Origin of the sequence: Pseudomonas sp. NFACC14, from assembly GCF_900106885.1 — a bacterium.
GTDB classification, from domain to species: domain Bacteria; phylum Pseudomonadota; class Gammaproteobacteria; order Pseudomonadales; family Pseudomonadaceae; genus Aquipseudomonas; species Aquipseudomonas fluorescens_AA.
Genome location: NZ_FNOA01000013.1, coordinates 48864 through 62054, shown reverse-complemented (window position 1 = coordinate 62054; position 13191 = coordinate 48864). Strand labels below are relative to the sequence as shown.

At 59.5% G+C, this 13191-nt stretch carries 13 protein-coding genes, 1 tRNA gene and 1 pseudogene; 11 read left to right on the top strand and 4 right to left on the bottom strand.

Going from position 1 to position 13191, the window contains the following annotated elements; all coding sequences use genetic code 11:
* Nucleotides 1-4: 4 nt before the first annotated feature.
* The 4 genes and pseudogenes from BLU85_RS31795 to BLU85_RS19210 all read right to left on the bottom strand — a co-directional run bounded on the left by BLU85_RS31795 (nt 5) and on the right by BLU85_RS19210 (nt 5036).
* Nucleotides 5-817 carry a methyl-accepting chemotaxis protein gene (locus tag BLU85_RS31795; protein ID WP_371128511.1) on the bottom strand — a complete coding sequence of 271 codons (813 nt, stop codon included), beginning with the start codon at nt 815-817 and terminating at the stop codon, nt 5-7.
* 111 nt (nt 818-928) lie between these two features.
* Nucleotides 929-1951 (bottom strand): annotated as a pseudogene (locus BLU85_RS31790) (HAMP domain-containing protein); the annotation flags it as partial.
* 726 nt (nt 1952-2677) lie between these two features.
* Nucleotides 2678-3739, bottom strand: a complete 1062-nt coding sequence (locus BLU85_RS19215) for an ankyrin repeat domain-containing protein (RefSeq protein ID WP_092202646.1) — start codon at nt 3737-3739, stop codon at nt 2678-2680.
* A gap of 79 nt (nt 3740-3818) precedes the next feature.
* Nucleotides 3819-5036: an MFS transporter gene (locus BLU85_RS19210; protein WP_092202477.1), complete on the bottom strand. Its 1218-nt coding sequence runs from the start codon at nt 5034-5036 to the stop codon at nt 3819-3821.
* A gap of 330 nt (nt 5037-5366) precedes the next feature.
* Here BLU85_RS19210 and BLU85_RS19205 point away from each other — a divergent pair, with 330 nt between their 5' ends.
* The 11 genes from BLU85_RS19205 to BLU85_RS19150 all read left to right on the top strand — a co-directional run bounded on the left by BLU85_RS19205 (nt 5367) and on the right by BLU85_RS19150 (nt 13190).
* A complete protein-coding gene (locus BLU85_RS19205; RefSeq protein ID WP_092202475.1) occupies nt 5367-7424 on the top strand; it encodes a methyl-accepting chemotaxis protein in 2058 nt (685 codons plus the stop codon).
* A 103-nt stretch (nt 7425-7527) separates the two neighbouring features.
* Nucleotides 7528-7604, top strand: a tRNA-Met gene (locus tag BLU85_RS19200).
* Between the two features lie 170 nt (nt 7605-7774).
* A complete protein-coding gene (locus tag BLU85_RS19195) occupies nt 7775-9016 on the top strand; it encodes a tyrosine-type recombinase/integrase (RefSeq protein ID WP_092202473.1) in 1242 nt (413 codons plus the stop codon).
* A 174-nt stretch (nt 9017-9190) separates the two neighbouring features.
* Nucleotides 9191-10072, top strand: coding sequence for a hypothetical protein (locus tag BLU85_RS19190; protein WP_092202471.1), 882 nt, complete (start codon nt 9191-9193; stop codon nt 10070-10072).
* A 131-nt stretch (nt 10073-10203) separates the two neighbouring features.
* Nucleotides 10204-10470 (top strand): helix-turn-helix transcriptional regulator, encoded by a 267-nt coding sequence (locus tag BLU85_RS19185; RefSeq protein ID WP_092202469.1) that lies wholly within the window; start codon nt 10204-10206, stop codon nt 10468-10470.
* Nucleotides 10470-10769, top strand: coding sequence for a helix-turn-helix domain-containing protein (locus BLU85_RS19180; protein ID WP_092202467.1), 300 nt, complete (start codon nt 10470-10472; stop codon nt 10767-10769). The genes BLU85_RS19185 and BLU85_RS19180 overlap by 1 nt, the downstream gene beginning before the upstream one ends.
* Entirely contained in the window at nt 10766-11446 is a 681-nt protein-coding gene (locus BLU85_RS19175) for a KilA-N domain-containing protein (RefSeq protein ID WP_092202465.1), read from the top strand. Before BLU85_RS19180 ends, BLU85_RS19175 begins: the two co-directional genes overlap by 4 nt.
* A gap of 475 nt (nt 11447-11921) precedes the next feature.
* The gene (locus tag BLU85_RS19165) at nt 11922-12236 is read left to right on the top strand and encodes a hypothetical protein (RefSeq protein WP_092202461.1); all 315 of its coding nucleotides are present in this window, start codon (nt 11922-11924) and stop codon (nt 12234-12236) included.
* On the top strand, nt 12233-12493 hold the full coding sequence (locus tag BLU85_RS19160; protein WP_092202459.1) for a hypothetical protein: 261 nt from the start codon (nt 12233-12235) through the stop codon (nt 12491-12493). The genes BLU85_RS19165 and BLU85_RS19160 overlap by 4 nt, the downstream gene beginning before the upstream one ends.
* A complete protein-coding gene (locus tag BLU85_RS19155) occupies nt 12490-12705 on the top strand; it encodes a hypothetical protein (RefSeq protein WP_092202457.1) in 216 nt (71 codons plus the stop codon). Before BLU85_RS19160 ends, BLU85_RS19155 begins: the two co-directional genes overlap by 4 nt.
* A complete protein-coding gene (locus BLU85_RS19150) occupies nt 12702-13190 on the top strand; it encodes a hypothetical protein (protein WP_092202455.1) in 489 nt (162 codons plus the stop codon). The genes BLU85_RS19155 and BLU85_RS19150 overlap by 4 nt, the downstream gene beginning before the upstream one ends.
* Nucleotide 13191 lies beyond the last annotated feature (1 nt).

The window sequence follows — 13191 nt, the reverse complement described above, 5'->3', positions numbered from 1 at the left end:
TTTTTCAATCGGAAGTCTTGTGCTTTAGCCCACCCCTTTTGACCTTGAAACGTCCCAACACACGCTGCATCAGTGAGGCTCGCTCCGAAAGGTCCTTGGCCGCCACCGCGCACTCTTGCGAGTTGGACTGGTTTTTCTGCGTCACTTCATCGATCTGCTCCAAGCCGATGCTGGCCTGCTGCAAGCCCGAAGCCTGCTCGCTGGAGGCCTGGTAGATCAGCGAAACCAGGTTGGAAACCGCGCTGGTGCCGGTGACGATGTTTTTCAGCGATTCGGCGGTCCGGCCGGCGATGATCATGCCGCGCTGGGTCTTGCTCGATGAGTCAGCGATCAATGCCGCCGTCTGCTGGGCGGCCTCGGCGCTGCGGGCGGCCAGGCTGCGGACTTCGTCGGCGACGACGGCGAAACCGCGCCCAAGCTCACCCGCCCGGGCGGCTTCGATGGCCGCGTTCAGCGCCAACAGATTGGTTTGAGCGGCAATATTGTCGATGGTGGTGATGATCGCGGTGATGTCCTTGCCCGAGTTATCGATTTCAGCCATCGCGGCAATCAGCTCGCTCATCAACTTATCGCTCTCCCCCGCATCGGCCCGTGATGCCTGGGATTGCTCATCGGCTTTCTTGGCGTTGGCGGCGTTGTCCCGGGTCTGCGCAGCCATTTGCGTCATCACCGCGCTGATTTCGGTAATGGACGACGCGGAGTTCGACGCACCGTCGGACAACGACTGGCTCAGATCGGTGACCTGCGCCGAGCTGCCGGTAATCTGGGTGGCGCTGGTCTGCACCTCGGAAATCAGCTGGTTCAGGTTGCTGACCATCTTCTCCAGTGACTTGCCGAGGGTATCGTGGGGCGACGACAAGCGGACCTCCAGGTCCAGATCCCCTTCGGAAATACGCTCGGCCACCCTCACCTGCCGCTGCAGGCTTTCGGACATGTCATTGAGTGCGGCAGACAGTTGCCCGACTTCATCCTCGGATTGCTGCACCAGGCGGCGCGAGAAGTCGCCCAGGCTGATGTTGGCGGCCAACGCCGCGGCCTCGCGGATCGGCCCGACGATTTTCGCCGTGGCGAACCAGAGGGCGACCAACGCCAACAAGGAAATGCCCAGCCCTACCGACACTTGCCAGATGCTGTTGCTGATACTGCGCGCTTGCAACTCCTGCTCCAGGGCGATGGCCTGGGCCATGACCACGGCCTTGGGCAAGCGAATCAGCACCGCCCAGGGCTTGCCTGTGCGACCGAGGGCAATGGGCATCAGCACTTCGATATTCTGGGTTTGCGGATTGAGCAGGCCGTCACCCCGACCGCCCTGGATATCGCTGAGCACTTTTTCCCAGGAATCAGGCAACAAGGCCTTGATGGATTGCCCGATCAGGTCGGTGCGCTGGCTGTCCGCGACCACCAGGCCCTGGTTACTCAGGATCGAAACCGTGCCTTTGCCGCCGTAGAGCTCGGCAGACATCTGCTCACTGAGTTTCTGGATAAAGGCGATATCGAAGTCAGCCCCGACCACACCGTAGAACTTGCCGTTGGCCACGATCGGCACCGACAGGGTGGTCAGCCAGACGTTCTTGCCCTGGACCACATAGGGAATGGGATCGAGCACGCTCTCCTTCAGGGTGTCGCGCGGGCCGCTGTACCAGCCGCCCTTGGGCACACCGTTGGGATGGCGATCCGGGGAGTCATACTCGACCAGTGGCTGCACCGCGACACGACCGTCGGCGCTGCGAGTCCAGTAAGGCGTGAAACGTCCCGTCAGGGGATTATTGCCATCGGTAGCATTACGGAACGCCGGATCCTGGCCGTCCAACGCATCGGGTTCCCAGCAGGAGTAGGTGCCGTTGAAGTCCGGGTTATCCTTGAGGACGCTGAGCAATACGCTGTTGATCTGCTCGCGCCCCAACGCCAAGGGACTTTGCGCGGCCTTGCTGGCGGCAAAGGTGTTGGCCATGGTGCGGGCGGCGTCCAGCGCATTCTGCAACTTGGCCTGGATGGCATTGGCACGGGACTCGGCCAGGTTCTGGATTTCCCGGATCGTTGACGTTTCAACCAGCGCCGAGACTTCGGAAGCGACGTATTGCTCATTGGTCCGAGCGGTAAACAGCCCGTAGACAACCAGACTGACGGATGCAACAAACAGGCATACGCCTGCCGTGACACAAATGCGTGCCTGCAATGACTTGAACTTCATATCATCCCCTGCCTGATTCTATTGATTGCCAACGCTAAAGACGACGGCCTCTAACTTGTGCACGACGCGGCAAATAACAATCGATCACGGCTGTTTACGCTGCCCACAAGACAAACGCCTTGAAGGGGCACGGCGATGCAGCGCTTTATAAATATTTGAAACGTGGCAGGTTGGGGCGTAAATCCGCTCTATCCACCTGAAAGCAGCTAGAGGTATTCAGATCAAGAACCGAAGGCCTTAAGTGCCAGGGCACATAAGGGCGCTAGGTGGAAAGAATGCGCGATCCCTGCTTTTCCAGTAACCCTGGGGTTACGCTTGAACAATATCGCAGAATCCATTCAGACCAATAACCACAGCACCAAATTAACACGCTCGACTTTTATACAAAATCGAACTTAGGCGTTATACAAAACAGTACTTTGGTCGTAATTCAACACCGACGCACGAGGTGTCGCGCCGGGCTATTGGATCCTGAAGAGGTGGGCGTCACCTACCGTAGGAAGGTGCCGCCAATGGCACCGGCTGCGGGTTGGCGATCACCCAACGCACGGCCAATTCACAGAGACGATCAGTCTGCTCGCCATCATCGTTGCCACCCCGCAGGACGGCGGCCAGTGTCCGGGCTTGCGCGAGGTCGGCCTCAGGCAAGGGCACGGCGCTGCCCAGATGATCGACCAGAGCCACCAACATCGTTTTGAAATCGGCGTCCCAGTTGGCCGATCCGTTGTGGTGGATCTCTCGGGAGATACGGCCACTGATGCGGATCACCTCACCCTGCGCCGTCGCTGCGGCACCAGAGGATGGCACCAGCAACTCCCACAATTGTTGATGCTGGTCTGGCCAGCCACTGGCCGTCACGACGATGGCGGCCTGACCGTCGTGAACCTTGCGAGAGGCAACGGGCGCGACGTCGAAAAGGCGATAAAGACGGGTCAGGGCAGCGTCCGTTGCCTCGAGGTAGTCCGGGTTGAAAGAGGCTCGGTGAAATTCGAATTCACGGCCGATGCGTTGCACTTCAACGAGCATGCCTTCATCGCGCTGCAGCCCTGCCGCCAACAGGGTCTGGGCGATTTTCGCGGTGGCCTCGATATCGGCGTTGCGGGTAGTGGCCAAGGCAATATGCAGGACACCGTGCCCCTGCCGACTCTTGGCGTCGACATTGGCGCCACGGCGGATCAGGGCCGCGATGGCCTCGGCTTTGTGGCTGTTGGCCGCGGCATGCAACGGCGTGTAGCCCTGGTAATCCTGCGCCTCGATATCGGCGCCCAAATCCAGCAGCAGGTCGATACCCCCGATCCAACTCGAACTGCGATGATGCAGGGGCGTTCGTTGGTAAGTGTCACGGGCATTGATATCGGCGCCCTGCTCCACCAACCAGCGGGCCAGTTCGTCGGGACAGTTGTAAAAGCCCAGCGCGGTGCTTTTGCTGTAGCCGCCAGTGGCTTCAAGCTCGCACGCATCGAACACGGCGACCAGCTCGGCAAACGAGGCCTGTTCCAGCAACTGACCGAAATCCTTCGGCAGTGTCTTGCGTTTACGCTTACCCATGGCGGCGGTCACCGTTCTGATCAAAAGATTTTTCAGCATAAAACTCGATATTCATTGGTAACGGCCATCTGGAGGCGGATCAGACTTTTTTAGTCCTCGGCAAGAAAATCGCCAGCACCCCGAGCAACGGCAAGAACGAGCACAACCAATACACGTACTCAATGCCACGAATGTCCGCCAGATGCCCCAGCAGCGCGGCGCCAATCCCGCCGAAGCCGAACATCAGCCCGAAGAACACGCCGGCGATCATCCCGACATTGCCCGGCACCAGCTCCTGGGCGTACACGACGATGGCCGAGAACGCCGAAGCGAGGATGAAACCGATGACCACGCTGAGAATGCTGGTCCACAGCAGGTCGACGTGAGGCAGAATCAGGGTGAACGGTGCCACGCCGAGGATCGAGAACCAGATCACCGCCTTGCGCCCGATCCTGTCGCCAATCGGTCCGCCCAAAAAGGTCCCCGCCGCTACTGCGCCGAGGAACAGGAACAGGTACAACTGCGAAGAGGCCACCGACAGGTCGAACTTCTCGATCAGATAGAATGTGAAGTAGCTGGTAAAACTAGCCATGTAGAAGTACTTGGAAAACACCAGCAGCCCCAGCACCACCAGCGCACTCAAGACCCGGCCCTTGGATAGGCCATGGGTGGCCGCCTGGCCTTGCTTGAGCTTGAACAGGTTCAAATGGTTGGCGTACCAGCGGCTGATGCGGTACAGCACGAACAACGCAAACAGGGCGAACAACCCGAACCAGGCCACATTGCCCTGCCCGTAGGGAATGATGATCACCGCCGCCAGCAGCGGGCCGAAGGCAGAGCCGGCGTTACCGCCCACCTGGAACGTCGATTGCGCCAGCCCGTAGCGTCCACCCGACGCCAGTCGTGCCACACGTGATGCTTCCGGGTGGAAGGTCGACGAGCCGATACCGATCAATGCCGCCGCCAATAGGATCAAGGCAAAACTGCCGACCATGGACATCATCACAATGCCGATCAGCGTGCACACCGTCCCGGCCGGCAGCAGCCAGGGCTTGGGATGGCGATCCGTGTGATAGCCGACCCAGGGCTGTAACAAAGATGCGGTCAACTGGAACGTCAGGGTGATCAGGCCAACCTGGGTGAAGGTCAGGCCATAGCTGTCCTTGAGCATCGGGTAGATCGAGGGCAGCACGGCCTGGATCAAATCGTTGATCAAGTGCGCCAGCGCCACGGCGCCGATGATGCGCATGACCAACGGGCTGCTTTGCGCCAGGGCGGCAACGGAAGGGGTGGCGGCCTGGGTATTGCTGATAGCCATGGGAGTTTCCATACGAGAGGGTGCACATGGGCAGGTGCGTCAATGTGCCATTTTTCGGTGCGACAAGGCTATCCCCTTAGCTTGCTATCGACCTTGAAAAAATTGTCCCATTCCAAGGTGATAGCCCAACGCCATGGTCTGAATCTTGCCTTGTTAATGAGCTATAACGCGGCTCCTTACAAAGGAGACCGAGAATGGGAAGTTTCGCTACAGAGCTGGCCTACCAAGCCGATTTGGACAAACTTTCGAGGCCTTTTAAAAGGGCACCCGTTTTAGCACTGTGTAAAAAACGCACAAAAACAGTGCATGGGTGTCCAGGGGAGTATGGGCATGCAGGCGTTTCTATCACCGGGAATCAGGTTATTGGGGCATTTCGGCTTCGCCCGCAAATTCCAATTGCTGTTCCTGCTTTTTATACTGCCGCTCATGGGCAGCCTGTGGCTCATCGGCCAGGACTATCGCGACAAGCTCAGCCTGATTTCCGGAGAGCGTGCCGGCGTTCGCCAATTGCTGGCCCTGGATAATCTCGACAACCTGCTCACCGCCCAGCGCAACCGCGCCGCCCGCTGGCGCGCCACCGAGACCAATCGGCAGCCGACACCCGCGACGCTGGCCGCCATGGCGGCCTTCGATGCGGTGCAGCCGGCCCTCAACCAGGCCGCCAGTGACCTGGGCACCACCTTGCAAAGCGAAGGTGCCGAAGCCGACACGCTTGCCCGTTATCAAGCCCTGCAAACCAGCCTCAACGGTCTGGACTCCAAGAGCCTGGGCAGCGTGGGGTGGTGGCCGGACGGCTATGACCGTTTCACCGCGGCCCTCAGCGCCCTGCAAGCCTTGCGCGAACAAATGGTCATGGACAACCGCCTGACCCTCGCCTCCTGGCTGGAAACCTACCTGCTGACCCAGATTTCGACCCAGCAGACACCGGACCTGATCGAACGGGTCGGCCGCCTGGCCAGCGTTGGCCAGGCCTCCGTGGTGTCGGGCCAGTTCACGCTGCAGAGCCGCCTGCAACTGCGGGACCTGCGCAGCCGTATCGGTGACGCCCGGGACCAACTGGTCAAGACCGGAGCATTGCTGGAAACCCGCCTGCCCAGCGATTTGCAAACCTGGGCCGGACAATTCCAAGGCAGCCTCAAGCACTTGGACGCCGGCCTGAAAGTGCTGGATGACGGCGTGTTCGGCGGCTCCATCAACTTGAAGCCGGAAGACTTCGAAAAACACATGGACGCCCTCCTCACCGACCTGGCGACCCTGCGGCAACAATCACTGGTGGCATTGGATACGCGACTGGATCACTACCAGGGTTCGGCGATTCGCCAGTTCGTCCTGGTAGCGACGGTGCTGGGCTGCCTGCTGCTGGCGGCGCTGTATCTTTTTGTGTGCCTGCAAGCGTCGATCCGGCGCAGCGCCAGCGGCATCACCCTGCTGGCCGAGGCCCTGCGCGACGGCAATCTCAGCCTGCAAGTGCCGGTGCAAGGGCGCGATGAACTGGCGGCCATCAGCACCGCCCTCAACGTCGCCGTGGTGCAGTTGCGCACCAGCCTGCTGGGGGTGGATCACGAAACGTTGCAGTTGAGCAATGCCGTGCGCACCCTCAATACCCACTCCAGCGGCGCCCTGGGAGAAGTCGAGGCCCAGCAGATGCAAATCAGCCAGATCGCCGCCGCCGCGACGCAACTGGCCGCCACCTCCCAGGGCGTGGCCAAGAGTTGTGAACAGGCTTCCGACAGTGCCCAGCAGACCCGCCGCATCGCCACTGACAGCAGCCGTGACAGCCAGCGCACCACGGCGAGCATCCAGCAGCTCAACCAGCGACTCAACGAAACCGCCGCCGCACTGGGGCGAGTCAGCGAACAAGGGCAGCAGATCCAACTGGTGGTCGATACCATCCGTGGCGTGGCCGAGCAGACCAATCTTCTGGCCCTCAATGCCGCCATCGAAGCGGCTCGCGCCGGGGAACAGGGCCGTGGTTTCGCCGTGGTGGCCGATGAGGTCCGCAGCCTGTCGCAACGCACCCAGTCTTCCACGCAACAGATTGCCGGCACCGTCGACAGCCTGCGTGCCACAGTCAACGAGGCCGTCAGCCTGATGGAAGCCGCCTGCGGCCAGGCCCAGACCGACGCCCAAGCCGTCACCGGCCTGGGCGAACGGCTGGGAGAAATCGCCAGCGCCGTGCAAAGTGTCACCGACACCCTGGCGCAAATCGCCACCGCCGTGGATGAACAAGCCAGCACCGCCGACGAGGTCAGCGGCAATATCCAGCAGGTCGACCAGGCGGCCATGCGCTTGCTCGAAGGCGCACGGGCCGTGAACGTGGCGGCGGACACCCTGAGCCAGGGAAGCAAGGCCTTGAGTGCCAACACAGGGAGATTTCAGCTCGGTTGACAGGGATTTGCGGCGGGGATTGTTAAGCGGTTGAAAGCGCAGAGAAATATTTCAGGTTTACGCTTGACACATCTTCGTTACCGGCGAATAATGCGCGCCACTTGGCTACATAGCTCAGTTGGTTAGAGCATAGCATTCATAATGCTGGGGTCCGGGGTTCAAGTCCCTGTGTAGCCACCAAGTACCTGTTTACAGATGTCTCCATGAGTCTCTAAACAACCTCAAGAAGCCCGCCTAGTGCGGGCTTTCTTGTTTCTGGCTATCTCCCTCTGTATCCCCCTATACCTTCCCTTCGTGTATCCCGGTGTGTATCCTCGACAAATAATTGAACCGAGGGGATACAAGCCCAAATGAAGCGATCCGAGATAAAGCGCCGCCCCCTTTCCGATACCGCACTGGCCGGCCTGGAGCCTGATGCCAAGGAATATCGCGAACTGGATGGGAGCGGCCTTTATTTCCGCGTGAAGCCTGATGGCCAAAAGTCGTGGCAGTACCGCTACAAGAAGCCGGATGGCAAATGGTCCTGGCTCGGGCTTGGTGGTTACCCCGAAGTCAGTGGATCAATGGCCAGGCAGAAAGCAGCCGAATTGCGAAACGATGCCGCCGATGGCAAAAATCCGATCGTGACGAAGCAGGCGCGCAAGAAGGCGGAGCGGGACATCGCCGGAGAGACATTCGAACCGTTGGCCCGTGAGTGGTATTCGTCACGCCTGACCAACTGGGACGCGGGCACGGCGAAGCGAATCATCGGCGCTCTGGAGCGTCATGTCTTCCCGGTGTTCGGCAAGCGCCAGTTCGTCGACATCACTCCACTTGAGTGGATGGAGTTCCTCCGCAGCATGGAGCAGCAGGGAATCCTCGAGCAGATGAGTCGGGTGCGCTCCTACTGCCGCGACGTGTACGACTTGGCCCGGGTTACCGGCCGGGCGACGCACAATCCGCTGGAAGGCTTGCAAAAATATCTCAAGTCAGGAAAGGCAGAGAACTACGCCCACGTCACCCAGGACGAACTCCCCGGCCTGATCCGCGCCATCGCCGCATATCCTCACGCCCACGACGTTCGCCTCGGCCTGCGCCTGTTGAGCCTGTTCGCCGTTCGCCCCAGTGAGCTGCGTGAGGCCCAATGGTCAGAGTTCGACTTCGACAAGAAAATCTGGACGGTGCCGGTTGATCGCAAGGGCCGAAAAAAAGGTCTGGAACACCTGGTGCCCCTCTCCACTCAGGCGATCGAGGCGCTGGAAGAGCTGCGCCAGTACACCGGTGGCAATCCCCTGCTCTTCCCTGGGCGCAGCGACCGTACGAAGCCACGCAGCGACACGGTGTTCCTGATGGCGCTGCGCCGGATGGGGTACGAGGGCCGCCAAACCGGGCACGGGTTCCGACACATCGCGTCGACGGTCCTCAATGAAAACGGGTTCGACGAGAACCACATTGAGGCCCAGCTATCGCACAAGAAACCTGGCGTCGCTGGCGTGTACAACAAGGCGAAGTACCTGCCGCAGCGCACGGCGATGATGCAATGGTATGCGAACTACCTGGACGGGCTGGCCGGCGGCATTGTAATTCAGGGTCATTTCGGCAAGCGCGCCTGACTCCGCTTCCATCTACTGCGTAGACAGATATAGACTGAAAGCAGTAGCTGTTCGGATAACCAGTATTCGTATAGACAATATTTTTGTGAGCCTAGGTCGACGAGCTGAAAAGCGGACACCCATCCGCTCGGCTGGCCGACTTCTCATTACAGGGTACCGTAGGAGGCGTAGATCTTGGACACTGATAAAGAGTTTGATGCCTTCACGGATGAAGTGCCGTTCGATCCCATATATCGGCTGCCCGGCATGCAAGCACGCGCCAGGCTGGTACTTGCGAACCGATCAGAACATGAGATCAGAGTAGCCGCCTCAACTATCGAGTGGCTCACCAACGAATATTTTGAAAAAGAGAAAGAATCTTGGATCACCCACCAAGTGAAAACCAATGGCTCGATACTCCGTCATCTCCCCGAGGAGGACCGGACGGAATATGGGCTGGGAACGCTGGTCGATCAAAACCCTGACATCATTTCTGATGAGTTCGATTTTCCGAATGAAGAGAACACCACCCGCCTAGAGGCACTGGAGGATAGTTTAAAAGGAGTCGACCTTGATGATGAGAATTTCCCTGACGCAAAACCCTATGAATACTTCGCAGTTTTAGCATTGGTGCTCATTGGGGAAGCGATCCTTTCATACCAGGAAGATGAGTGGTGGCCACCCGTCCTGAAAGCAGACCTACCTATGGTGTGCCTTCGCTCCATTGCCAACGACGCGGTAGACATCATGGAGGTTATTTGTAGAGCAGAGCAGCGTCAGGACGAATACGAAATGCGCAAAAGAATCGAGGCTTTCTTGCATGACAATGAAAAAAGAATCCCCGAGCAGGTAGAGGATCTGGTGAGGAAAAAGGTTTCGCTCGCAGCCAGTCTCGCAGCCAATGCTCGACATAAAGAAACAAGCGAGAGTAGGTCAGCAGCTCTGCTGTGTTGGGATAATACCGGATCAAACTTCAGCAGCCGCACAGCCTTCGCTCGGAATAAACACAGAGAATACGGAGTTACCGAGAGAACGCTTTATGGATGGGTCACGGCGCACGTGCGTTCAAAGACCTGACTGACTACCATCTGCGCGCATACAGTACGGTATACGCGCTAACGGTACAGTCTCCGCGCATGCTGGTCTGTTGAGAGCACCGTCGCGCAATCATCCTGTTTCCCGTCTACATCAGTATCGGGAAACGCAAAATGCACACCATCCACACACCGCACCAACCCTCTGCCGCCGCGCAGAACTTCGATCCGGCGATCACCCTGATTCGCATGCCGGATCTGGAGGCCATTACCGGCCTCGCCCGCCCCACTGTGTACAAACGCCTTAAAGACGATCCGACCTTTCCCCGCCCCGTGCCGCTGAGCAATAGCAAGTCGCGTGGGTCGCCGGTGGGCTTTGTTTTGGCTGAGGTACATGCCTGGGTTCGCCAGCGCATCGCCCTGCGCGAGGTGGCCGCCTAATGAACAAAAAAAAGGCCGACCAACAGGCCAGCCACGAAAATACTCGCGTCGAGAATACCAGCGGAACGGCACAACGCGCTCGCCTTTTGGAGCGCCTGCATGCTGGCCCGATTGACACCTTCACCGCCATCCGCGAACTGAACATCGTCCGCCCTGGTGCCCGCATCAATGAACTGCGCAGCCTGGGCCATAAGATCCTGACCCATCGCCTTACCTTGACCGACGATCAAGGCCGCACTCACCAAGGCATGGCGCTCTACTACCTCAGCACCAACCCACCAGCGGAGGTTAAGGCATGAGCGCCCGCATCATCCCCTTCGACTACCAGGGCGAGGCCGTCAGCTTTAATGCCGAGGGCTGGCTCCATGCCACAGTGATCGCCGAACGCTTCGGCAAGCGACTGGACCATTGGCTCGACAACGCAGAGACACTCGAGTACATCCGCGCCCTGGATGAGATTCAGCATCCCACAGCGGGGCCATCCAAAATCGTGAATACCCGGAAATCCGGGTATTTGAAATCCCGCCGCGGTAACGCCGGAGGCAGCTGGCTACATCCCAAATTGGCAGTAGCGTTCGCCCGTTGGTGCGATGCCAAATTCTCTGTCTGGTGTGACATGCAGATCGAGGCGCTCATTCACGGGAGCCAGGACTGGCAGCAGGCCCGTCACCAATCGGCTATCGGCTACCGCGGCTTATGTGAAGCGCTGGCGATCGCACACGAGGAGCGCGGCACGGCTCCCCAGCGCCACCACTTCATCAACGAAGCCAAGCTAATCAACCAGGTAATTACTGGTCAATTTGCCGGCCGCAATCGCAATGAACTCAACGCGCATGAGTTGTTGTTGGTCACGCTGATCGAGATCCGCGACGTGTTGCTGATCGGTCAGGGCAAAGACTTCACAGCCCGGAAGGCGTCTCTACTCCGCTACGTCCAAAGCCTGACGGCTAAGCACCTTCGGAGTAACGCCGCATGACAGCGCCCCTCATGTTCAACGATGAACGGTCGATAAGTCTTCTTGCCAGCAGTCACGCCCGCCGGTATGGTTTGCCCGTCGCTGCAAATTCAGCGACCGACCTTGGCGGGTCGAACGATTTCAGGCGCAACAGCGCCCCCATTACGATTGCAGGCGCTTTTTTTGCGTCCGCATTCTCGTGTTATGGCGGGTTGCGCAGGAGCACCCTCGGGTGCGCCGGGTTCCTGAATCACCGGTCCGCCAATCCTGTGCAACTCGCCACCCTTCTCTGCTTGGCGGCAGGCCGTGGTGGTTCTCATGATTCGGGAGCTACACCCATGCAACACGCCCTCATTCCGTCCGCAATTCGCGCATTTGCTCACCGCCGCATGGCCTTGAGTGCTCTCCGCGCAAACTCATCCCTCTCCGTTCGCCTCGCCCGCTACAACGCCCACATGGCAATCGTCCGCACCTTGGAAGCCTCCGGGGGTGTGCAATGAACCGCAAGCTGCGAATCGTCGGCGCCGATCCAATCGAGGGGCAAGTCCTGGGCGAGGCTGTTATTGACGCTCGGGACATGTGCTCCATGAACTTCGCCCGTGAGGAATTCAACAAGCTTGAGCGGATTCTGTGGCCGCTGATCGAGCCGCTGCTGTGCCATCAGGCGACTGGACCAGCCAGCGATATCGCCCGCCACCTTGAGCAGATCCGGATTTTCAGCGGCAATTTCTGCTGGCGCCATCGTCACTTGGGCGCCTCGCACGGCGTGGTGGGTAACCGCGCCGAAATGGGCGAAGGGGGTGCGCGATGAATACCAAGCCGCAAGCCACAGATTACAAAGAAATCGCCGACGAGGCCGTATTCCAACTGGAGTGCGGAAACGAGTTCGGCAACTGGATGTTTTCGCTGATGACGGCCATCCGTGACGACCACAAACACTCGGGCGGCCTGAACGCCGCCGGTCTGGCTGCCCTTGGCGTTTATCTGTCCGAGAGCCACCTCGAAGTGTCCGAGCAGTCCCTTGAGGTCCTCAATACCAATCTGTCGAGCCTCGGAGGTGCGGCATGACCAGCGCATTCCCAAGCAATACAGGCGTCGTCGACGATCTGCGCGATGCGCAAGAGATCCTGGTGCTGCTGGCCATGTCGCTGGCGCTGATCGCCTCGCCCTCGACTCACATCATTGTGGCCCGCGTCACGGCCGTTTTCGCACAGCACACAGCGATGGCTTGGGCCGATCTCCTCGGTGATGTCATCGCTGAGCAGGAGGCGTCCCAATGATCCAGCCGCTGAAATTCAAGCCACGCAGAACGTATCCGGCGCACCGCCTCCCCTATGTCGGCTACGAAAACTATGTCGATCGCTATGGGCGAATCGGATACTGGGATGTCCCTTTGACCGGTGGCTATAACGGAGGCTGGGCAACCGGTCGTGCCTTGGGTCTCGTCGCGATCAAGCACATGAGCCAACACCATCATGACTGCGATGGCGGCCACCTCAAGAGCATCGCGTCTGCCTGGATCGATCGAGCCAGCACTGCCAACCCAGAGGAGCTAGATACTCTGCAGGGGCAGGTGCTGGGGTTCATGGAGGAGATCGGCCGATGGGCGCACGCAGCAGCGATGGCGTCCCGTTGCAGGCTCGCCAAGCTCGACGAGAAGGCGGAGCTTAAGAAGGCCAACGCAGGCTTAGGGCTCAGTCGTGTAGCGACCAAAACCCAGCCACAGCAGGCAATGCAGAACGCCACGCACACACTGATTCGATAAA